This window comes from Paraburkholderia steynii (assembly GCF_900100565.1).
GTDB lineage: Bacteria > Pseudomonadota > Gammaproteobacteria > Burkholderiales > Burkholderiaceae > Paraburkholderia > Paraburkholderia terrae.
In genome coordinates, this window is sequence record NZ_FNDI01000001.1 from 665,622 (window position 1) to 686,585 (window position 20,964).

Genomic DNA, 20,964 nt, shown 5'->3' on the forward strand with positions numbered 1-20,964 from the left:
ATTTATTGGAGACGGCGCCCATATCAGGCAATTCTCCCGCCATCTTTCCCGCTCCAGCGTGCTTGTGAAAACACAATAAGGCGCGGCATGCCGCTGCCCAAGCCGTCGGCCGGGTTCGTTCCCGTGCGCCGTCGGTTGGACAGGCAGAGCCGCTCTGGAGCCGTTCAATGAAACGCATGTTGTTTAATGCGACGCAGCAGGAAGAACTGCGCGTCGCCATCGTCGATGGGCAAAAACTCATCGATATCGACATCGAAACCGCCGGCCGCGAACAGCGCAAAGGCAATATCTACAAGGGCATCATTACCCGTATCGAGCCGTCGCTCGAAGCCTGTTTCGTCAACTACGGCGAAGACCGCCATGGTTTTCTCCCGTTCAAGGAAGTCGCCCGCCAGTACTTCCGCGAAGGCATCGACATGCGCTCGGCGCGCATCCAGGATGCCCTGAAAGAAGGACAGGAACTGATCGTTCAGGTCGAGAAGGAAGAACGCGGCAACAAGGGCGCAGCCCTCACCACGTTCATCTCGCTCGCCGGCCGTTACCTCGTGCTGATGCCGAACAATCCGCGCGGCGGCGGTGTGTCGCGCCGGATCGAAGGCGACGACCGCCAGGAACTGCGCGAAACGATGTCCCAACTGCAACTGCCCGAAGGCATGAGCATCATCGCGCGCACGGCGGGTATCGGCCGTAGCGCGGAAGAGCTGCAGTGGGACCTGAACTACCTGATGCAGCTGTGGCGCGCGATCGAAGCCGCGTCGCAAAGCGGCTCGCAAGGTCAGCCGATGCTGATCTATCTCGAATCGAGCCTCGTCATCCGCGCGATTCGCGACTACTTCCAGCCGGACATCGGCGAAATTCTGATCGACACCACGGAAATCCACGACCAGGCACGCGCCTTCATGGACATCGTGATGCCGGACAATGTCAACAAGGTGAAGCGGTATCACGACGACGTGCCGCTTTTCTCGCGTTTCCAGATCGAACACCAGATCGAAACGGCGTACTCGCGCACGGTGCCGCTGCCGTCGGGCGGCGCGATCGTGATCGACCACACGGAAGCGCTCGTCGCGATCGACGTGAACTCGGCGCGCGCCACCAAGGGCGCCGACATCGAGGAAACGGCCACGCGCACGAACCTCGAAGCGGCCGACGAAGTCGCGCGCCAGCTGCGTCTGCGCGACCTGGGCGGCCTGATCGTGATCGACTTCATCGACATGGAGTCGGCCAAGAGCCAGCGCGAAGTCGAGCAGCGCCTGAAAGACGCGCTCAAGCACGACCGCGCGCGCGTCCAGATGGGCAAGATCTCGCGCTTCGGCCTGATGGAACTGTCGCGCCAGCGTCTGCGTCCGGCGCTGTCGGAAGGCAGCCACGTGACCTGCCCGCGCTGTAACGGCACGGGCCACATCCGCGATACCGAATCGTCCGCGCTGCAAGTGCTGCGGATCATTCAGGAAGAAGCGATGAAGGAAAACACCGCGGCGATCCACTGCCAGGTGCCCGTCGAAGTCACGGCCTTCCTGCTCAACGAAAAGCGCTCGGAAATCAACAAGATCGAGTCGCGCTTCAAGGTCAACGTCGTGCTGGTGCCGAACAAGCACCTCGACACGCCGCACTACAAGCTCGAGCGTCTGCGTCACGACGACGCGCGCCTCGACGATCCGCGCGCGTCGTGGAAGATGGCCGAAGAAGCGGCCCGCGAACTGGAATCGGAAACGGGTTACAGCAAGCGCACCGAAGAAGTGAAGCCGAAGCAGGAAGCGGCCGTGAAGGGCATCACGCCTGAAAAGCCGGCGCCGAGCGCGCCCGTGCGCACGCCGGCCCCCGTTGCCGCCACGGTCGAAGTCAAGCCCGCCACGGGCGGCTTCATCGGCTGGCTGAAGGGTCTGTTCGGTGTGCAACCGGCGGCTCCCGCTCCCGCGCCCGCTCCAGTCGAGAAGACGGCGAAGCCCGCACGCGGCGAACGCACCGAGCGTGGTGAGCGCACGGGCGAGCGCGGCGGCGATCGCAACCGCAACCGTCGCAACGGCGCAGGTGGCCGCGATGCGGCAGGCCGTGGCGAAGGCGCGGCAACGCAAGGCCGTCAGGGTCAACCGTCGCAGCGCGGCGAACGTCAGGAACGCGAACCGCGTGAAGCACGTGAACCGCGTGGCGGCCGCGAGCCGCGCGAAGGCCGCGAGCCTCGTGAGGCACGCGAACCGCGCGAGGCACGTCCGGAGCGCGTCGAACGCGGTCAGGAGCGTGCGGAACGCGCAGAAACCGCTGAGGCAACGCGCGGCGAGCGCCAGGATCGGGCGGACCGTGGCGAGCGCCGTGAGCGTGGCGAACGCGCCGAACGTGGCGAGCGTCGCAAGCAGCAGCCCGAAGCAGCCGACGCGCTGAGCCAGAACGACGCTCAGGCCGATGTCGCCGCACAGGCGCAAGCGAATCTGATGGGCGGCGCTGCTCCCATCGACGACGCGCGTGATGGCGAAGAACGTCGTCGTCGCCGTCGCGGCCGCCGTGGTGGCCGTCGCGAGCGTGACGAGGAAGGCGTGAACGTGAACACGGCCGCCGATGTCGCGGAAGCGGAAGGTGAAACGGCTGTGGCGGCATCGGCGGAAACGCCCGTGCGCGCGCCGGAACACACGGGCCGTCATGAAGCGCAGCCGCAAGCGGTCGAAGCTGTTCAGCAACAGCCGGCACAGGAAGTGAGGCCGGTCGAGGTCGTCGTGGCAGCCGTCGCGACGGGCGCCGCCGTGGTCAGCGAGTTGCATGCATCGGCTGAAACGCCGGCGCTGGCTGTCGAAAAGGCTGCGAAGGCGGAAGCCGTCGTGCCCGCCGACGAAGCGCCTGTTGCGATCTACACGGAAGCAGCCGTCGAACAGCCGGCCGCTGTCGAGCCGCAAGCGGTTGCGCCTGTCGCAACGGTGCAAGCTCCCGTTGAAGTGCCCGCGCCGGTTGAGACGGTAGCGGCAGCACCCGTCGCCGAAGCGCCTGTCGTCGCCGAGCCTGTAGCCGAGCCGGTTGCAGCGGCTCCGGCCCCGGCAGCGCCTGCGGAAGCAGCGCAGCCGGTTGTCGAAGCGCCCGTTGCAACCCAGCCCGTCGTCGAGCCGATGGTTCAAGCCGCCGCCGAGCCGGTCGTTCAGCCGGTCGCGGAACCCGTCGCGGATGTCGCGCAAGCGCAACCCGCAGCGGAACCGGCCGTAACGGAAGCCGTAACGGAACCCGCAACGCAAGCCGCACCGATCGCCGCAGCAGCCGAACCGCAACCCGTTCGCACGAACGGCGCATCGGCCGGCCGCCAGTCGACGCAAGGCCTCGAGACGATGCTGGAAAGCGCCGGCCTCGTCTGGGTCAAGACCGACTCGGACAAGCTGCGGGCCGCGCAGGAAGCCGCCGCGCAAGCGGTGAAGCCCGCACGCGCGCCGCGCGAGCGCAAGCCGCTTCCGGCCGCCGACACGACACCCATGCAACAGGTCGAAACGGCAAAGCAGCCGCAGTAAGCGGTCGCTAACTTTGCCCGGCGGCAACGCCGGGCAACCCGAAAAGCCCGCCTTCATGGCGGGCTTTTTGTTGTCCCTCACCTGACAGCACCACGCGTTCGCCCTACTGTGACGGACAGGGCCTTCCGCTAGAATGAAGTCTGATATCCCAAATATGTCATCATGTCCCGACGCATCATTCCTGTTGCCGACGTCAGCGCCATTCCCGACGTCGCCGGTCCCATCCGGACCCCGCGCGGCGAGCTGACCGATACGCTGTCGCGCCCGCTGCGCGACCTGCGCATTTCGGTCACCGACCGTTGCAACTTCCGGTGCGTCTACTGCATGCCACGCGCAGTGTTCGACAAGGACTATTCGTTCCTGCCGCACAGCGCGCTGCTGACTTTTGAGGAAATCGAGCGAATCGCGACGATTTTCGTCGCGCATGGCGTCGAGAAAATCCGTCTGACGGGCGGCGAACCGCTCTTGCGCAAGAACCTCGAATTCCTGATCGAACGGCTCGCGCGAATGACGACCGCTGCGGGCAAGCCGCTCGACCTGACCCTCACCACCAACGGTTCGCTGCTCGCGCGCAAGGCGCGCAGCCTGAAAGACGCCGGCCTGAGCCGCGTGACCGTCAGCCTCGACGCGCTCGACGATGCGTTGTTTCGCCGCATGAACGACGCCGATTTCGCGGTGCGCGACGTGCTCGACGGCATCGAAGTTGCGCAGTCGGTCGGACTTGCGCCGCTTAAGGTCAACATGGTCGTCAAGCGCGGCACGAACGACAGCGAAATCGTGCCGATGGCGCAGCATTTCCGCGACTCGGGCGTGGTGCTGCGCTTCATCGAATACATGGACGTCGGCACGTCGAACGGCTGGAACATGACGGAAGTGCTGCCGTCGGCGGACGTGGTCGCGCGCATAAGCGAGCACTTTCCGCTGCTGCCGCTCGAAGCGCACAGCGCCGCCGAAACCGCGCAGCGCTGGGGCTACGCGGATGGCAGCGGCGAGATTGGCGTGATTTCCAGCGTGACGCGCGCGTTCTGCGGCGACTGCACGCGCGCGCGGCTATCGACGGAAGGCAAGGTGTATCTGTGTCTGTTCGCTTCGTCGGGCCACGATCTGCGCGCGCTAGTACGCAACGGCACGAGCGACGCAGGCATCGCCACCGCGATCGCCAACATCTGGCACGCCCGCGGCGACCGCTACTCGCAACTGCGTGGCAGCGCGAACGCGGCATCGACGACGACGCGCGAAGAGCGGCGCGTCGAGATGTCGTACATCGGCGGCTGAGCCGGTCTTTCCAATGAGCATCACGCGCGACGAGATCACCGGCCTGCTGCTCGCAGGCGGACGCGGCATGCGCATGGGCGGCGTCGACAAAGGCCTGCAGATGTTGCACGGCGAACCGCTCGCGCTCCACGTGATGCGGCATCTCGCGCCGCAGGCCGGGCCGCTTCTGATCAGCGCGAACCGGCACACGGCGCGCTACGCGGAACTGGGCGAGCCGTTTCAAGCAACCGTCATCTCCGACACGCTTCCCGATTTCCCCGGTCCGCTCGCAGGCCTCCTCTCTGGTTTGCGCGCGGCGCGCACACCGTTCGTGCTGTCGGCACCCTGCGACACGCCCGGCTTTCCGGCTGATCTCGCCGAGCGCCTCGCAACCGCGCTCGATGCGCGTGACTCCGGCATCGCGACCGTCACGACCACGGACGCCCAGGGCGACACGTCCATCCACCCCGTTTTCGCGCTCGTGCGCACGTCGCTGGCCGACGATCTCGAAGGCTTTCTGCAGGCGGGCGAGCGCAAGGTTCGCACGTGGTACGCACGCCACAGGGCGGTCGAAGTCGCCTTTCCGGACGAGCGCACGTTTTACAATATCAATTCACTGCAGGAACTCGCCGACCTCGAACGCGGTTGACCGGGTTTAACATTAGCAGCGCCATTTGCCGCGATTGCCGCCCGGCCGCCGCCGCACCGCATCCCGTCGCGACGCTCCCCTTTCATGACCACGCTGAACGAAACTTCGAGTTGCGTCGCACAGTACGACGCTCAAGCCATGCCGGTGTCCGCCGTACAGGCAATCGTGCGCGAGTGGGCGACACCCGTGACGACCGTCGAGCGCGTCCATCTGCGTGACGCGCTGAACCGCGTGCTGGCGCAGGACATCGTGTCGCCCATCGACGTACCCGCGCACGACAACTCAGCGATGGACGGCTACGCGTTTGCAGGCGCGGCGCTCGCAGTTCAAACAGGCGTACCGGGTGAAAAGAGCGAGCTCGCGCTGAGCGTGGCGGGCAAGGCCTTCGCGGGGCATCCGTTCGCGGGAAGCATCGAGCGCACGCAATGCGTTCGCGTGATGACGGGCGCGACGATGCCCGCTGGCTGCGACACCGTCGTGCCGCAGGAAGCCGTCACGCGCGACGGCGACACCATCCGCTTTCCGGCGTCGCAATTACGCACGGGCGCGAACCGGCGCCTCGCGGGCGAAGACCTTGCGCAGGGCGCGGTCGCGCTGAAGGCGGGCCGAATCGTGCGCGCGTCGGACCTCGGACTGCTCGCGTCGCTGGGCATTGGCGAGGTGTCCGTGCGCCGCCGTCTGCGTGTCGCATTCTTTTCGACGGGCGACGAGCTGCGCTCGATCGGCCAGCCGCTCGATCCGGGCTGCGTCTATGACAGCAACCGCTATACGCTGTTCGCGATGCTCAAGCGACTCGACGTCGATCCCATCGACCTCGGCGTGGTCCGCGACGAACCCGCCGCGCTTGAAGAAGCACTGCGAACGGCTGCATCGAGCGCGGATGTCGTGATAACCTCCGGCGGCGTTTCCGTGGGCGAAGCCGATCTGACGAAGCAAATGCTGCGCATGCTCGGCGACGTCGCGCACTGGAGTCTCGCGATGCGCCCGGGCCGGCCGCTGGCGTTCGGGCGTATCTGGTCGGGCGGCAAGCCCGGCGCGGGCAAACCGGCAATCTTTTTCGGTCTGCCGGGCAACCCCGTCGCGGTGATGGCGGCGTTCTACCAGATCGTGCGCGAAGTGCTGCTGCGGATGTCCGGCGCGACGACGCATCCCGTGCCGCTGATCCGCGCAGCGTGCGTCGACACGATCCGCAAACGGCCGGGCCGCACCGAATTCCAGCGCGGCATCGCGCAGCGCGACGCGCAAGGCGCATGGCGCGTCACGCCGACGGGCTCGCAAGGCTCCGGCGTGCTCAGTTCGATGAGCGAAGCAAATTGCTTCATCGTGCTCGCCCACGACCAGGGCGATCTCGATCCGGGCGACGCCGTCGATATCATGCTGTTCGACGGCCTCATCTGAGCGCACGAGGCTGGCAGGTTTTTACGCAATCCACTACGACATACGGGTTTGACTTACATGAAAAAACAGATCTCGTTCATTGCACCGGGGCAAACGGCAAAGGCATTGATCCTCGTGTATCTGACGTTCAGTGTGCCTATCGTGCTGCTCGGCGTGCTGGTCGCCTTCATCCGTTACGGTTCGGTGGAACTGAGCACCGTATTCAGCGCGCTGCTGCTTAACGCGATTCTGGGCTTCATTTTGCTGTGGATTGCATGCCACGCATACAACTGGGTGGCGTCGCGCTTTGGCGGCATCGAAATCCAGTTGAGCGACGTGCCGGAGGAAGCGTAATGCCGGCGACGATCCGCGCAGCCACGCCTGACGACGTCGGCACGATGCTCGCGCTGATGTACGAGCTGGCCGAGTTCGAAAAGCTCACGCATCTGTTCATCGCGACGGAAGACGGCCTGCGCGACGCGCTGTTCGGCGCGCGCCCTTCGGCGGAAGCGATCGTCGCGGAGCGCGACGGCAAGATGATCAGCTACGCGCTGTTCTTCCACAACTACTCGACGTTCCTCGGACGGCGCGGCCTGTATCTCGAAGACCTGTACGTGCAGCCGACCGAGCGCGGCACGGGGCTCGGGTCGAAGATGCTGCGCTATCTGGCAGCGTTGGCTGTCGAGCGGCAATGCGGCCGTTTCGAATGGTCGGTGCTGGACTGGAATCAGCCTGCCATCGATTTTTATCAGAAGATGGGGGCGACCGTGTTGCCGGACTGGCGCGTCGTGCGCATAACGGGCGACGCGCTCGATCAACTCGCGGCAAGCGCGGACTGACTTGCGCGCACGCCCGGCGGGCGCAGCTTCGCTTCCATTCGAAGTTCGAAGCTGCCCTGCGGGCTGGCGAGACGCTCAACCATCGCGGTCAAGCGTTGCCAGCCTTCCCTGCATCAAGACTCTTCCGCATCGACTCCGGACAGCGAGTCCCCAAGCAAACCCGCCGCCCGTTCTTCGGGCAACGCCTCGACGTCGCGCAGCTTTTTGTTCATCTGACGCGTACGCACTTCCGCTGCTTCGATCGAACGCGTGACGGTTTCGAGTTGCGACTTGGTCTTCGCCAGCACGTCGCCGAATTTGCCGAACTCGGTCTTCACCGCGCCCAGCACCTGCCACACTTCGCTCGAACGCTTTTCGATGGCGAGCGTGCGGAAACCCATCTGCAGACTGTTGAGCAAGGCCGTCAACGTCGTCGGCCCGGCAATCGTCACGCGATAGTCGCGCTGCAGAAGATCCGTGAGACCCGGACGACGCAGAATCTCGGCGTACAAGCCTTCCGTCGGCAGGAACAGCAGCGCGAAGTCCGTGGTATGCGGCGGCGACACGTACTTTTCCGCAATCGTCTTCGCTTCCGCGCGAATCCGCCCTTCGAGCGCGCGCGACGCGTCTTCGACTGCGACTGGGTCGGCACGCTCCTGCGCTTCGATCAGACGTTCATAGTCTTCACGCGGAAATTTCGCATCGATGGGCAGCCATACGGGCGTTGCGGCCGCATCGGGAGTCGGCTGACGTCCCGGCAGCTTGATCGCGAACTCAACGCGATCGTTGCTCTTCGGAATCGTCGCCACGTTCTTTGCGTACTGATCGGACGTCAGCACCTGTTCAAGCAACGCTTCGAGCTGTACTTCGCCCCATGTACCGCGCGTCTTAACGTTCGTCAGAACCTTCTTCAGATCGCCGACGCCCGCGGCCAAAGTCTGCATTTCGCCGAGACCGCGATGCACCTGCTCGAGACGATCGGACACGAGCTTGAACGATTCGCCAAGCCGCTGTTCGAGTGTCGCGTGCAGTTTTTCGTCGACGGTGCGACGCATTTCTTCGAGCTTCGTCGAGTTGTTCGCCTCGATGTCTTTCAGCCGCTGCTCGATGGTCGCGCGCACTTCCGCGAAGCGCCGGTCGTTTGCCTCCGTCACCTGCGCCAGTTGCTGCTGCAACGTTTCGCCGAAACGCTTCAGCGTGATGCCCTGTTCGTCGCGCGCCTGTTGCGCCTGCTGTTGCAGGCTGTGGCGCACGGCGTCGAGCTGTTGCGTATTCGTATCCGTCAGCTTGACGAGTTGCTGCGCAAAGCCGTCGATCTTCGCGGCCTGCACGGTCGTCATGCTCGTGAACTGGGAAGCGAGCGTCTGCTGGAACTGCGAGAAGCCGCCACTCAATTCCGTGCGCGATACGCGCGCCGTTTCGGAAATCTCGCCACGCAGCTCGCGTTCGAGCCGCTCGTACTCGCGCGTCTGCGCAAGCGCCGCGGCATCGAGGCGCTCGCCCAGTTCGTCGAATTGCATCTGCTGTTGCGCGCCGCTATTGCCGCGCATCAGCATGAACAGCGCAATCACCAGCGCAACGGCCAGGATGGCAACGGCCGCGATTAAAACCATCGTCATGAACGCGCCTTCCCGATCACATCAGGGTTGATAGGGTTCGGCGGACGCCCGGCGCGCGGACCCTCGCCCAGGCCAGCGATCAGATTGTCGGCGGCGAGATTAGCCATCGCGCGGCGCGTCGCTTCCGTCGCGCTCGCGATATGCGGCGTCAGCACGACATTCGGCACGGTGAGCAGCGCCGGATTGAGCTTCGGCTCGCCCTCGAACACGTCGAGGCCCGCCGCGGCGATACGCTTCTCGCGCAAAGCCTCGGCAAGCGCCGCGTCGTCGACGATGCCTCCGCGCGCGATATTCGTGAGCGTCGCCGTCGGCTTCATCAGCGCGAGTTCGGCGGCGCCGATGGTGTGATGGTTCTCAGCCGTGTACGGAAGCACGAGCACGACGTGATCGGCACGTCGCAGCAAGTCCTGCTTCGACGCGTACTCCGCGTTCAGCTCGGCCTCGATCTCAGGCGCGACACGCGAGCGGTTGTGATAGATCACGTTCATGTTGAAGCCGCGCGCGCGACGCGCGAGCGCCTGCCCGATGCGGCCCATGCCGATCACGCCGAGCGTCGAGCCATACAGGTCCGAGCCGAGAAAACCGTCGTACGACCACTTTTCCCATTTGCCCGCCCGCAGCCAGTGCTCCGATTCCGCGATGCGGCGCGCAGCCGCCATCATCAGCGCCCAGCCGAAATCCGCTGTCGATTCGTTGAGCACGTCCGGCGTGTTCGTGCCGAGCACGTTCGCCGCGTTGAACGCCGCCATGTCGAAATTGTTGTAACCGACTGCCATGTTCGACACCACGCGCAGGCGCGGCGCGGCGGACAGCACGGACGCGTCGATCGTGTCGCCAGCCGTCAGCGCACCGTCCTTGTCGGCGAGGCGGCGCTTGAGTTCATCGGCGGGCAGCACGTCGCCGTTATGCCAGTCCACTTCGAAATGCTGCTTGAGGCGCTCGATCACATCCGGAAAGATGGGACGCGCAACCAGAACCTTTTGCATTGCCATTCTCCGAGTATCAGGCCGTAGCGCACGCGTCGCTGCGCGCGCACGGCATCAAAAGAAAATCAACGATGTCGCGATGAACAACGGTATCAGCACGACGCCCGACCACGCGAGATACCCGAAAAAACTGGGCATCTTCACGCCGCGCGATTCGGCGATCGCCTTGACCATGAAATTCGGCGCATTGCCGATGTAGCTGTTCGCGCCCATGAACACTGCGCCCGCCGAAATCGCCGCGAGCGTCGATGCGCCCGTGGTCGTCAACGTCTGCGCGTCGCCGCCCGCGAGGTTGAAGAACACGAGGTACGTGGGAGCATTATCGAGGAACGACGACAACAGGCCCGTCGCCCAGAAATACATCTCGTCGCGCGGCTGGCCGGCCGCGTCGTTGACGAGATGCACGATGCCGCTGAATGCACCCGCCTCGCCCGCGCGCAACATCATGATGACAGGCGCGATCGTCACGAAGATTCCCGCGAACAGTTTCGCGACCTCTTCGATGGGCGCCCAGTTGAACGCATTGCCCTCTCGCGCGGCACGCGGCGTAATAGCGAGCGACAGCAGCGTCACCGCGATCAGCCCCGCGTCGCGCACGACATTCTGCAGTTCGACGTGCGTGCCCGCCACATCGAACGTGATGCCGGGTTTCCAGATGCCGCTCATCAGCACCAGCGCGATCACCGCCGCAAGTAGCACGAAGTTGATCTTGCCGACGACGCCAACGGCAAGCGTATCAGGCGATGGATCGACAGGAAGCGTTTCTTCGCGATGCCGGAAATAGTACGTATCGAGCGCGTAGAAAATGGCTAGCAGCACGATGCAGATGAACAGCATCGGCAGCGCGAGATGCACGGTCGTCCAGAAGAAGCCGACGCCATTCAGAAAACCGAGGAACAACGGCGGATCGCCGAGCGGCGACAGCGAACCGCCCGCGTTCGCGACCAGAAAGATAAAAAACACGACGACATGCACGACGTGCCTGCGGTTGTCGTTCGCACGCAAGAGCGGCCGGATCAGCAGCATCGCCGCGCCCGTCGTGCCCATGATGCTCGCGAGCGCGGTGCCGAGCGCGAGCAGCGCCGTATTCAGGCGCGGCGAGCCGCGCAGATTGCCCGTCACGCAGATACCGCCCGCGACGGTATAGAGCACGGTCAGCAGCACGATGAACGGCACATACTCTTCGAGCAGCGCATGAATCAGCGTGCCGAACGCTATCGATGCGCCGAACGCGAACGCGAACGGAACGAGGAACACGACGGCCCACGTCGCGGAGATCTTGCCGAAGTGGTGATGCCAAAGCTTGGGAGCGACAAGCGGGAACACGGCAATCGACAGCAGAACGCCCGCGAACGGCATGGCCCACCATGCGGAGAGCGAAGCGCCGTCGAGACTCGCAGCCGATGCCGCAAGCGGCCAGCATGACAGCACGAACAACAACGCGACGCCGCCCATTTGAGAACATGCGCGAGAACACGCACGCTCAACACGTCCCTGCAACGACACAGCGTTACGCGCCACGCACGACGATCGCATGCACGCGATAAGGACCGTGCGCGCCCAGCACGATGGTTTGTTCGATATCGCCCGTACGCGACGGGCCTGAGACGAAGTTGACGGCGCGCGGCAGTTCGCCGCGTTCGCTGCGGATCAGGTTGAACGCTTCCTCATGACCGGCGACGATGCGCGAGGCCGGCACGATCGCGATATGCGTCTCCGGCAGCAAGCCCGCCGACGCATACGTCTCTGGTCCGGACAGCAGCACCAGCGTGCCCGTTTCAGCCGTCGCGCAGAAGCAGCCCGTGATGCCGACGCGGTCTTCGTCGCGCGGTTTGCGAAACTCGACGTCGATGCCTGAGCCACCCCAAGGCAGCGCTTCGAGCGTCTGCCATGCGATGGCCTGAGTCGGAAGATTCAGTTCGGAAAGGTAACGGTGCGCGGCAGCGGGCGCGTCGGCAAGCGACTCGACGGTATCGACCGTGGTCGCCATCTTCTTTGCCTGCTCGATGAAATGCGCGACGAGATCGGCCGGCATGGGCGGACGCGGACCTTGCGGATGGCTTGCGAGATACGCCTGCGCCGCCTCGCGTTCGGACGCGGCCGGCTCGGGCTCGCGCCCTTGCCCCGCGCGGATGCGCGCCAGGATGTTGCGGCGGGCCGTCGATGTATCCATGTGCAATATCCTCGTGCCGGTGGTCGTGCTGAACGTGGGACATACGCGTGCGAAATGCGCCTGCTCATTGCGCACATTGACGGTCGAATTATACCGGCCGCCCTTCATGCCAACACCTGGCCGAACGGCATATAGCGACACGTGTGCAAAGCGCCGACAATGCCCTCACATGCTCTCCGGCTGCAACGCCAAAGCGCGGCCGCGCGTCACTTGCCCGAGGCTTCTTCCTCAGGCTGTTCGATGCCGAACACCTGGCGCAGATAGGCAAGGTACGCCTTGTCTTCGCACATGTTCTTGCCCGGCGAATCGGACAGCTTCGCGACGGGCTGGCCATTGCACTTGACCATCTTGATGACGATCTGCAACGGGTTGTAGCCGAGGTCGTTCGTGAGGTTCGTGCCGACGCCGAACGCGAGCTTGCAGCGGCCCCGGAAGCGCTCGTACAGCTGCAGCACCTTCGGGATGTCGAGCGCGTCGGAGAAAACGAGCACTTTCGTGCGCGGGTCGCAGCGGTTCGCTTCGTAGTGCGCGAGAAGACGTTCGCCCCAGTCGAACGGGTCGCCGGAATCATGGCGCGCGCCGTCGAAGAGCTTGCAGAAGTACATGTCGAAATCACGGAGGAATGCCTGCATGCCGTACACGTCCGACAACGCGATACCCAGGTCACCGCGATACTCCTTCGCCCACATTTCGAAGCCGAAGATCTGCGAGTCGCGCAGACGCGGGCCGAGCGCCTGGCACGCCTGCAGATATTCGTGCGCCATCGTGCCGAGGGGCGTCAGGCCATGCTTCATCGCGTAGAACACGTTGCTCGTACCCGTGAACTGGTCGCGCAGGCCGTCCTTGAGCGTGAGAATCACCTCTTCGTGCCAACGTCCGGAGAAGCGGCGACGCGTGCCGTAGTCGGCGATCTTGCAGTCGGCGAACTCGGGGCGCGCGCCGAGCAGCTGGATCTTGTCGCGCAGGCGCTCACGTCCTTCGCTGTAATCGGGCTGCTGCTGCGTGTTGCGGAAATACACTTCGTTGACGATGGCAAGCACGGGGATTTCGAACAGGATCGTGTGCAGCCACGGTCCCTTGATGTCGATTTCGATCTCCCCGTTACCCTTCGCCGAAGGCGTGATCGAGATGTACTTTTCGTTCAGATGGAAGAGCGCGAGGAAGTCGATGAAGTCGCCCTTGATGAAGCGCATCCGGCGCAGATAGTCGAGATCGCCTTCGCTGAAGCGCAGCTTGCAGAGCTTATGCACTTCGCTGCGAATCTCGTCGATGTACGGCACGAGGTTGACGTTCGGCGTGCGGCAGCGGAACTTGTATTCGACGTTGGCAGCCGGGAAATAATGCAGCACCACCTGCATCATCGTGAACTTGTACAGGTCAGTGTCGAGCAGCGAAGAAATGATCATGATCTTGCAAACCGGGACTGCATGAAATCGGAAGACGTCAGGCCTCGTGCGCCCTCGCCCTTTCGTGTTCGCCGTATGCGCCATGTTCACATGCGCGCTTCGGGCTTCGCGCAGAACCGCTCAACACGGGTCCCGCGAAGATGCTGTCGCATGTTACCCGAATGCGCGCCGGCGGTTGTTTGAATGCGTCAAGGCCGGCGGGCGCCCGCGGCGCAAACCGCTCGCCATAAACTAATCACCAAACGATATAAAAGGCTTGGGACGATGGCGTATGCACTACTTGACGTTACGCTACAATACCGCTTTTGGCGTCTCGCCATCCCCCATTACCTAAAAGATATCGTTTGCAGGAGTTGCCTGAATGACTCACGTTGTGACCGAAAGCTGCATCAAGTGCCGCTATACCGACTGCGTCGATGTGTGCCCGGTGGACTGCTTTCGCGAAGGTCCCAACTTCCTCGCGATCGACCCGGATGAATGCATCGACTGCGCGGTGTGCGTTGCGGAATGCCCGGTGAACGCCATCTATGCCGAGGAAGACGTGCCCGGCGACCAGCAGCACTTCACGGAGCTCAACGCCGAGCTCGCGAAGGCATGGCCGAGCATCACCAAGACCAAGGCGCCGCTGGCCGAAGCCGACGAATTCAAGGACGTGAAGGAAAAACTGGCGCTGCTCGAGCGTTGAGCGCTGCAAGCTGTCGCCCTGGCGCGAATCAGTCGAATTAAATTGAGATGATTCGAGGGTATTGACAGCTTCTGCAACACCTCCTACAATTCCGCTTCTCTGCTTTTGTTGTTCCCCGATAGCTCAGTCGGTAGAGCGCCGGACTGTTAATCCGTAGGTCCCTGGTTCGAGCCCAGGTCGGGGAGCCAAAGAATTGCAAGAGCCCGTTAACCACAGCGGGCTTTTTTATGTAACGACAAGTTGTATTGCTGTTCCCCGATAGCTCAGTCGGTAGAGCGCCGGACTGTTAATCCGTAGGTCCCTGGTTCGAGCCCAGGTCGGGGAGCCAAAATTCGAAGGCCCGCATTCGTGCGGGCCTTTTCTTTTTCTGCCGCCGCTTATCGGCACGCGGCTTCATCGACCGTCGACCGAAGAGAAGCGCCGCAAGCGTATCGCACGTTAGCAGCCGGCGCGGGCAACCAGGTTACGATGGCGTTCTGACTGGCAACCGTCTGCCCGTCCTGTTCTTCAAACGCCCATTCTTCCGGTCACCTGATGAAACTCGCCCTGCCCTGTGCGTGCATCGCGCGCGTCGCCGCCTTCCTCGCCGCTTCGGCAGCGCTCGCCTGCGCGCCGCTCGCGCAGGCCGAGGAAGTCGCCAGCGTCAACACGAACTTTCATATCACTGGCTCGGATCGCGTGGTCGTCGAAGCGTACGACGATCCCGCCGTGCAGGGCGTCACCTGCTACGTGTCGCGGGCGCGCACGGGCGGCATCAAGGGTACGCTCGGGATCGCCGAAGATCCGACCGAGGCGTCGATCGCGTGCCGCCAGGTCGCGGCCATCAAGATTCCCGAGCCGCTGCGCCAGCAGTCCGACGTATTCACGGAACGGATGTCGCTGATCTTCAAGACGCTGCACGTGGTACGCGTCGTCGATTCGAAGCGCAATACGCTCGTGTACCTGACCTACAGCGATCGCGTCGCGACGGGCAGCGCGAAGAACAGCGTCACGGCCGTGCCGATGCCCGCCGGCACGACGATTCCCGTTCGCTGAACGCGCTTCTGAGCAGGCCGAGGCAAACAAGCCGAACAAGGCGCGCTAAACTGACCGGTCCACCCGGACTTCGCTCATGACTTCGACCCGCTTCCGCGATAACGCCCGTTACTGGCGCACGCCGCTTCTGCCCGGCGCGGATCTGCTCACGGCCGAATATCACGATCACGAGTTCACGCCGCACTGGCACGACGCGTATACGATTCCCGTGATCGAGGCGGGCGCGGAAACGTATCGGTATCAGGGCTCGCGCCACGTCGCCGAGGCAGGCAGCGTGCCCATCATCAATCCCGGCGAAGTGCATACCGGCTCGCGCGCCATGGACGAAGGCTGGCGCTACCGCGTGATGTACGCGCCCGTCGATTTCATTCACGCGCTCGCCGAAGACATCGCGGGCCGCGCGCAGCCGCTGCCGTGGTTCGACGCAGACGTGATCCGCGATGCCGACCTTGCCGTGCGGCTGTCGCGCGCGCATCAGTTGCTGGAGGCGAACGGCGATCCGCTCGTCGCGGAAACGGCGATGCTCGACGCGCTGTCGACGCTGCTCGTGCGCTATGGCCGCACGCGTCCCGACACGCCGCAACTCGCCACCGACGATACGCGCGTGATCACGATGAAAGAGCAACTGGCCGGCGATCTGGCCGCGCCGCTCAAGCTCGCGGATCTCGCCGATACCGTCGGCCTGTCGCAGTTTCACGCCGCACGGCTTTTCACGCGCGCGACGGGATTGCCGCCGCACGCGTGGCGCAATCAGGTCCGTCTGCAGCGCTCGCTCGCGCCGTTGCGTGCGGGCGCGTCGGTGGCCGATGTGGCGGCGGCAGGCGGGTTCACCGATCAAAGCCACTTCACGCGGCATTTCCGGCGCATGTTCGGCGTGCCGCCGGGGCGCTGGCAATCGGCCTGAACGGGCCGCGCGCGAGCAACAGGGCACCGGGCGCGCGCCGCCGCAATCTCCCCGCATCAATAAAGCCCAAGGCGCAAGAACGTACAAGCCGCGGCGCCCTTCGCCCGGCTATCCTCGGCCTCATCGAGGAGAAAAGATTGACTCACCCTGCACAACCCGCTCACCGTCTCAAGGAGCTCACGGCCGGCGCACGCGACACGCTCCCAATGATCATCGGCGCTTCGCCGTTCGGTGTGATCTACGGCACGCTCGTCGCGTCCGGTCCGCTGCACCTGTGGCACGGCCAGCTGATGTCGCTGGTCGTGTTTGCCGGATCGGCCCAATTCATCGCGCTCGGCCTGATTGCGGGCCACGCGAGCTATGCCGTCATCTGGGCGACGACTTTCGTCGTCAATGTCCGTCACGTGCTCTACAGCGCGACGCTCGCGCCGTACGTATCGCACCTGCCGTCGCGCTGGCGCTGGGCGCTCGGCGGCCTGCTCACCGACGAAGTGTTCGCCGTCGCATGGGCGCACTACCGGCTGCATCCGCCGGGTTCCGTCGGACCGTACTACTTTCTCGGCTCGGGCCTGTCGATGTACCTCAACTGGCAGGTCTGGACGCTGATCGGCCTGCTGTTCGGCGCGGCCTTCCCCGGCCTGCAATCGCTGGGGCTCGACTTCGCGATGGCCGCGACCTTCATCGCGATCGTCGTGCCGCAGCTCGTCGCCGTGCGCTATCTGGCGGCGGCGGCCACGGCCGGCGCGCTGGCGTTCTTCTGGCAAGACTGGCCGTACAAGCTCGGCCTGCTGGGCGCCGTGTTCGTCGGCGTGACGGTCGGCGTGCTGCTGTCCTTGCCGGCGTTCCAGCGCACCCGCGCAGCGGAGGCATCGCGATGAACTACGTGCTCCTGATTCTCGGCATGGCCGTCATCACGTGGCTGATCCGCGCCGCCGTGTTCGTGCTCGGCGACCGCATCGTGTTTCCGCCGCTTGTGCGCACGGCGCTCGGCTTCGTGCCCGTCACCGTGCTGACGGCGATCATCGTGCCGATGACCGTGTCGCCGCACGGCACGGACGCCGAACTCACGTGGCGCAACCCGCAGCTAGTCGGCGCGCTGGCCGCCGTTGCCGTCAGCGCCCTCACGCGCCGGCCGCTGCTCACCATCGCCGTCGGCCTCGCCGTGTTCTTTCTCTGGCAAGGCGTCGTGCTGAAGTAACGCCGGGCCCATGCCCTCGCGCGCCGTTCGACCGGACGGCGCGCCGCCCTCAAGTTCCCTTTCAATCCGCCGATAAACACTCGTGGTCCGTGAACCCGGCAGCGTCTATCGACGGCATGCCGGCAAGCCGGACAGAACCGCGCCGGATATCGGTGCCGCCAGCGCACGGGGATGCACGGCACGAGGCGAATGCCTCGACGGTGTCGCGCGGTCGACGAAACGGGATAAGACATGGGTCAGATTACCCTTAACATCAAGGACGAAACGCTCGCATCCTTGCGAAAGGATTTCGAGGCGTTCGTGCGGGTCTCAGTGAAACTGGACCCTCAGTTCGCGACGCCGTCGTTCGAGGATTTTCTGCGTGCAAAGCTCCTCGACAACATGGTGCCGCTGACGGAGCACGCCGTGCAGCGGATGCTGCAGGGCGGCCAGTACGCATGGGCGAAGCGCACGCTGGACAAGGAGTTTCCGGACGTCGTCGCGATTCTGATGAAGCAGGCGAACGAGTTCGGCTTCGGCTTTGCCGCGCGCACGGAATGGACGCCTGAGGAACTCGCGAAGCAGAGCCGCGAGTGGGCCGCGGCGATCGTCAAGGAAGCGGAAGGCGCGCCTTCGCTGGTGGACCCGCTCGCCGCGCAGATCAAGTCGGCGGCGCAGGATATCCAGACGCTCGAAGAAGTCATGCAGACGCCCGCGTGGCGTCTGGCGGAATCGTTGCGTCAGCGTGTGTACGAGGCGAAGGTCGCATGCGAAACCAGCGTGGGCAGCGCCGCGCGCGAAAAGCTCGGCGAATTGCGCGGCCTGTTGCGCCTGGGCATTTCGCACGGCTCGTTCCAGAAGCAGGAAGCGCAGCAGATCATGGAGTATCTGCGGCTCCTGAAGCCGGAGATTTTCGTCGAAGAGCCGTATGACGTGTTCACGCGGCTCGCCGCCTGGCTGCGCAACTTCTTCATGCCGCCGCCGCGCCCGCAGCAGCAGCAACGGCAGTCGCGCTAAACCTCGTCCCGCGACACAGCGCGTCGAACCGGACGCCGACACATCGCGGCAAGCTCAGTCCCACATTTTTCTGAGCTTCGCCGCGATTTCTATTTTGGCTTGCGCGGCAGCGGCCAGCCCCGCTCGCGTCGGCGCCGACACAACGGGCGCGGGCGGCCACGCATGCGAATCGAACAGCGGCAGCAGATGCGCCGGAATGAAGCGTGTGCGCGACGCCCACACATGCCGGTCGGCGAGATGCGTCTGGTTATGCACGTAGAACCGCTGCGGCATCACGATATGCAGGTCCTCTTTCGCGCGCGTCATCGCCACGTATAGTAGACGCCGCTCCTCGTCGATTTCCTCCTCGCTGCCCGTGCCGAGATCGGACGGAATGCAGCCGTCGACGCCGTTGAGCACGAACACGTTGCGCCACTCCTGCCCTTTCGCCGAATGGATCGTCGACAGGATCAGATAGTCTTCGTCGATCAGCGGGACGCCGGATTCGTCGCTGGTCGCGTCGGGCGGATCGAGCGTCAGTTCCGTCAGGAAGCGCTCGCGCGACGCGTACGTGCCCGCGATGCTCTCCATCTGCGCAAGATCGGCCTGGCGAATCGACGCGTCCTCGTGATTGCGCTCGAGATGCGGCTCATACCAGCGCCGCACCATTTCGAACTCGGCCGGCCAGGGCGTCTGCCGTCCGCATGCGGACGCCATCATCGCCACGAACGGATGCCAGTCTTCGAGCGCGCGCGCCGGCGGCGCGAAGGCGGCAAGCGCATGCGCCGTGCAGCCCGCAACTGTATGCGCGGCATCCGGCGCGCCGCCTGACTGTAGAGCGTCGGCCCGCGCGGCGATGTCGTCGAGCACGCGCGCGGCCGTCGCAGGGCCAACGCCCGGCAGCAACTGCACGACGCGAAAACCCGCGACGCGATCGCGCGGATTCTCCGCCCAGCGCAGCACGGCTAGCACGTCCTTCACATGGACGGAATCAAGAAACTTCAGGCCGCCGAACTTCACGAACGGAATATTGCGCCGCGTCAGCTCGATTTCGAGCGCGGCGCTGTGATGCGCGGCGCGGAACAGCACCGCCTGCGCCTTCAGCTTCATGCCCGCCTCGCGCGCGGCGAGCACCTGCTCGACGATGTAGCGCGCCTGGTCCGCGTCGTCGGCGACGGTGACGAGATGCGGGCGTTGCGCCGACGCTTTGTCGGTCCACAGGTTCTTCGTGTAACGCTCGGACGCAAGGCCGATCACCGCGTTCGATGCTTCGAGGATCGGCTGCGTCGAGCGATAGTTGCGCTCCAGTGTGACCTGCTTCGCGGGCGGATCGAAATGCGCCGGGAAGTCGAGGATGTTGCGCACGGTCGCGCCGCGAAACGAATAGATCGATTGCGCGTCGTCGCCGACCACGGTCAGCCCGCGCCCGTCGGGCTTCAGCGCGAGAAGGATCGACGCCTGCAGGCGGTTGGTGTCCTGATACTCGTCGACCAGCACATGATCGAAACGGCCGGACAAATCGGCGGCAATGTCGGGTTCGGCCGCCATGTGCGACCAGTAGAGCAGCAAGTCGTCGTAGTCGAGCACGCTTTGCTTCTGCTTCGCGTCGACATAGGCGGCAAACAGCATGCGCAGATCGGCTTCCCATTCACGGCACCACGGGAACGCGCTGTTGAGCACGTCGGCCAGCGACGCGCCCGTATTCACGACGCGCGAGTAAATCGCAAAACACGCCGATTTCGACGGAAAGCGCTTTTCCTTCGCGGACAAGCCGAGATCGTGACGCACGAGATTCATCAGGTCGGCGGAATCTTCGCGGTCGTTGATCGTGAAGGTCGGCGCGAGGCCGATCAGATCCGCGTACTCGCGCAACAGGCGCGCGCCGACGCCGTGGAACGTGCCCGACCACGTCAGCCCCTGCGCAAGCGCCGCGCGCGTGCCGAGTGCCGCGCCCGCGATGCGCGTGACACGCCGGGTCATTTCGAGCGCGGCGCGGCGCGAGAATGTCAGCAGCAGAATGCGGCGCGGATCGACGCCCTTGACGACCAGATTCGCGACGCGGTGCGCAAGCGTGTTCGTCTTGCCGGAGCCCGCGCCCGCGATAACCAGCAGCGCGCCGGACGGATGCGCGACGTCGTCGGCGCCGTATTCGACGGCTTCGCGCTGGGCGTCGTTGAGCTTCGCGAGCCAGTCGGTCGTGGCGGCGATGGCCGCCGCTGCGGGCGAATCCGTCGCGGCAGAGGATGACGAGGACGGAGAATCGGCGACGGAAAGCACGATTGGCGGGTCGGATAGTGAGGGCGACGCATACTGTATATCCATACAACCCACGCCGACAAGCGCCCCATTTTTCACGCGCTCGCGGCCAACAAAAAGCCCGGCGCGAGACCGGGCTTCGCCAGG

18 protein-coding genes and 2 tRNA genes are annotated in these 20,964 nt (G+C 64.7%); 14 read left to right on the forward strand and 6 right to left on the reverse strand.

Features of this window, described 5'->3' with window-relative positions; genetic code table 11:
• Positions 1 to 167 precede the first annotated feature (167 nt).
• The 6 genes from BLT65_RS02960 (at position 168) to BLT65_RS02985 (ending at position 7,601) form a co-directional block, all read left to right on the forward strand.
• Complete coding sequence (locus tag BLT65_RS02960; protein WP_091774579.1) at positions 168 to 3,482, forward strand: Rne/Rng family ribonuclease; 3,315 nt, start codon at positions 168 to 170, stop codon at positions 3,480 to 3,482.
• Positions 3,483 to 3,644: 162 nt separating this feature from the next.
• Positions 3,645 to 4,757 (forward strand): GTP 3',8-cyclase MoaA, encoded by a 1,113-nt coding sequence (gene moaA / locus BLT65_RS02965; protein WP_091774581.1) that lies wholly within the window; start codon positions 3,645 to 3,647, stop codon positions 4,755 to 4,757.
• 13 nt (positions 4,758 to 4,770) lie between these two features.
• A complete protein-coding gene (mobA, locus tag BLT65_RS02970) occupies positions 4,771 to 5,385 on the forward strand; it encodes a molybdenum cofactor guanylyltransferase MobA (protein WP_091774583.1) in 615 nt (204 codons plus the stop codon).
• 84 nt (positions 5,386 to 5,469) lie between these two features.
• Positions 5,470 to 6,783 (forward strand): molybdopterin molybdotransferase MoeA, encoded by a 1,314-nt coding sequence (gene moeA / locus BLT65_RS02975; protein ID WP_091774585.1) that lies wholly within the window; start codon positions 5,470 to 5,472, stop codon positions 6,781 to 6,783.
• Positions 6,784 to 6,840: 57 nt separating this feature from the next.
• Positions 6,841 to 7,116: a hypothetical protein gene (locus BLT65_RS02980; protein WP_007741774.1), complete on the forward strand. Its 276-nt coding sequence runs from the start codon at positions 6,841 to 6,843 to the stop codon at positions 7,114 to 7,116.
• Positions 7,116 to 7,601, forward strand: coding sequence for a GNAT family N-acetyltransferase (locus BLT65_RS02985; RefSeq protein ID WP_091774587.1), 486 nt, complete (start codon positions 7,116 to 7,118; stop codon positions 7,599 to 7,601). Before BLT65_RS02980 ends, BLT65_RS02985 begins: the two co-directional genes overlap by 1 nt.
• Positions 7,602 to 7,714: 113 nt before the next feature.
• Here the strand turns inward: BLT65_RS02985 and BLT65_RS02990 are convergent, their stop codons facing one another.
• From BLT65_RS02990 to pncB, 5 genes are all read right to left on the reverse strand, one after another.
• Positions 7,715 to 9,199, reverse strand: coding sequence for a DNA recombination protein RmuC (locus BLT65_RS02990; RefSeq protein ID WP_091774590.1), 1,485 nt, complete (start codon positions 9,197 to 9,199; stop codon positions 7,715 to 7,717).
• Complete coding sequence (locus tag BLT65_RS02995) at positions 9,196 to 10,185, reverse strand: 2-hydroxyacid dehydrogenase (protein ID WP_091774592.1); 990 nt, start codon at positions 10,183 to 10,185, stop codon at positions 9,196 to 9,198. Before BLT65_RS02995 ends, BLT65_RS02990 begins: the two co-directional genes overlap by 4 nt.
• A gap of 54 nt (positions 10,186 to 10,239) precedes the next feature.
• Positions 10,240 to 11,640, reverse strand: coding sequence for a sodium:proton antiporter (locus tag BLT65_RS03000; protein WP_091774594.1), 1,401 nt, complete (start codon positions 11,638 to 11,640; stop codon positions 10,240 to 10,242).
• 55 nt (positions 11,641 to 11,695) lie between these two features.
• Positions 11,696 to 12,358, reverse strand: a complete 663-nt coding sequence (locus BLT65_RS03005) for a LutC/YkgG family protein (RefSeq protein WP_091774925.1) — start codon at positions 12,356 to 12,358, stop codon at positions 11,696 to 11,698.
• A 206-nt stretch (positions 12,359 to 12,564) separates the two neighbouring features.
• The gene (pncB, locus tag BLT65_RS03010; protein WP_091774596.1) at positions 12,565 to 13,764 is read right to left on the reverse strand and encodes a nicotinate phosphoribosyltransferase; all 1,200 of its coding nucleotides are present in this window, start codon (positions 13,762 to 13,764) and stop codon (positions 12,565 to 12,567) included.
• A gap of 361 nt (positions 13,765 to 14,125) precedes the next feature.
• Here pncB and fdxA point away from each other — a divergent pair, with 361 nt between their 5' ends.
• The 8 genes from fdxA to BLT65_RS03055 all read left to right on the forward strand — a co-directional run bounded on the left by fdxA (position 14,126) and on the right by BLT65_RS03055 (position 18,582).
• Positions 14,126 to 14,449 (forward strand): ferredoxin FdxA, encoded by a 324-nt coding sequence (gene fdxA / locus BLT65_RS03020; protein ID WP_007741795.1) that lies wholly within the window; start codon positions 14,126 to 14,128, stop codon positions 14,447 to 14,449.
• Between the two features lie 112 nt (positions 14,450 to 14,561).
• Positions 14,562 to 14,637 (forward strand) — tRNA-Asn (locus BLT65_RS03025).
• A gap of 64 nt (positions 14,638 to 14,701) precedes the next feature.
• Positions 14,702 to 14,777 (forward strand) — tRNA-Asn (locus BLT65_RS03030).
• Between the two features lie 206 nt (positions 14,778 to 14,983).
• On the forward strand, positions 14,984 to 15,484 hold the full coding sequence (locus BLT65_RS03035) for a CreA family protein (RefSeq protein ID WP_091774598.1): 501 nt from the start codon (positions 14,984 to 14,986) through the stop codon (positions 15,482 to 15,484).
• A 76-nt stretch (positions 15,485 to 15,560) separates the two neighbouring features.
• Positions 15,561 to 16,388, forward strand: coding sequence for an AraC family transcriptional regulator (locus BLT65_RS03040; RefSeq protein ID WP_091774599.1), 828 nt, complete (start codon positions 15,561 to 15,563; stop codon positions 16,386 to 16,388).
• A 122-nt stretch (positions 16,389 to 16,510) separates the two neighbouring features.
• Positions 16,511 to 17,266: an AzlC family ABC transporter permease gene (locus BLT65_RS03045; RefSeq protein WP_425273098.1), complete on the forward strand. Its 756-nt coding sequence runs from the start codon at positions 16,511 to 16,513 to the stop codon at positions 17,264 to 17,266.
• The gene (locus BLT65_RS03050; protein WP_007741806.1) at positions 17,263 to 17,586 is read left to right on the forward strand and encodes an AzlD domain-containing protein; all 324 of its coding nucleotides are present in this window, start codon (positions 17,263 to 17,265) and stop codon (positions 17,584 to 17,586) included. The genes BLT65_RS03045 and BLT65_RS03050 overlap by 4 nt, the downstream gene beginning before the upstream one ends.
• A 231-nt stretch (positions 17,587 to 17,817) precedes the next feature.
• Positions 17,818 to 18,582, forward strand: coding sequence for a DUF4088 family protein (locus BLT65_RS03055; protein ID WP_035990141.1), 765 nt, complete (start codon positions 17,818 to 17,820; stop codon positions 18,580 to 18,582).
• Positions 18,583 to 18,636: 54 nt separating this feature from the next.
• Here the strand turns inward: BLT65_RS03055 and BLT65_RS03060 are convergent, their stop codons facing one another.
• Entirely contained in the window at positions 18,637 to 20,883 is a 2,247-nt protein-coding gene (locus BLT65_RS03060; protein WP_091774605.1) for an ATP-dependent helicase, read from the reverse strand.
• Between the last annotated feature and the right edge of the window lie 81 nt (positions 20,884 to 20,964).

Coding starts and splice junctions, on each gene's coding strand:
- BLT65_RS02960 (WP_091774579.1), top strand. CDS start 168: ATGAAACGCATGTTGTTTAATGCGACGCAGCAGGAAGAACTGCGCGTC.
- moaA (WP_091774581.1), top strand. CDS start 3,645: ATGTCCCGACGCATCATTCCTGTTGCCGACGTCAGCGCCATTCCCGAC.
- mobA (WP_091774583.1), top strand. CDS start 4,771: ATGAGCATCACGCGCGACGAGATCACCGGCCTGCTGCTCGCAGGCGGA.
- moeA (WP_091774585.1), top strand. CDS start 5,470: ATGACCACGCTGAACGAAACTTCGAGTTGCGTCGCACAGTACGACGCT.
- BLT65_RS02980 (WP_007741774.1), top strand. CDS start 6,841: ATGAAAAAACAGATCTCGTTCATTGCACCGGGGCAAACGGCAAAGGCA.
- BLT65_RS02985 (WP_091774587.1), top strand. CDS start 7,116: ATGCCGGCGACGATCCGCGCAGCCACGCCTGACGACGTCGGCACGATG.
- BLT65_RS02990 (WP_091774590.1), bottom strand. CDS start 9,199: ATGACGATGGTTTTAATCGCGGCCGTTGCCATCCTGGCCGTTGCGCTG.
- BLT65_RS02995 (WP_091774592.1), bottom strand. CDS start 10,185: ATGCAAAAGGTTCTGGTTGCGCGTCCCATCTTTCCGGATGTGATCGAG.
- BLT65_RS03000 (WP_091774594.1), bottom strand. CDS start 11,640: ATGGGCGGCGTCGCGTTGTTGTTCGTGCTGTCATGCTGGCCGCTTGCG.
- BLT65_RS03005 (WP_091774925.1), bottom strand. CDS start 12,358: ATGGATACATCGACGGCCCGCCGCAACATCCTGGCGCGCATCCGCGCG.
- pncB (WP_091774596.1), bottom strand. CDS start 13,764: ATGATCATTTCTTCGCTGCTCGACACTGACCTGTACAAGTTCACGATG.
- fdxA (WP_007741795.1), top strand. CDS start 14,126: ATGACTCACGTTGTGACCGAAAGCTGCATCAAGTGCCGCTATACCGAC.
- BLT65_RS03035 (WP_091774598.1), top strand. CDS start 14,984: ATGAAACTCGCCCTGCCCTGTGCGTGCATCGCGCGCGTCGCCGCCTTC.
- BLT65_RS03040 (WP_091774599.1), top strand. CDS start 15,561: ATGACTTCGACCCGCTTCCGCGATAACGCCCGTTACTGGCGCACGCCG.
- BLT65_RS03050 (WP_007741806.1), top strand. CDS start 17,263: ATGAACTACGTGCTCCTGATTCTCGGCATGGCCGTCATCACGTGGCTG.
- BLT65_RS03055 (WP_035990141.1), top strand. CDS start 17,818: ATGGGTCAGATTACCCTTAACATCAAGGACGAAACGCTCGCATCCTTG.
- BLT65_RS03060 (WP_091774605.1), bottom strand. CDS start 20,883: ATGGATATACAGTATGCGTCGCCCTCACTATCCGACCCGCCAATCGTG.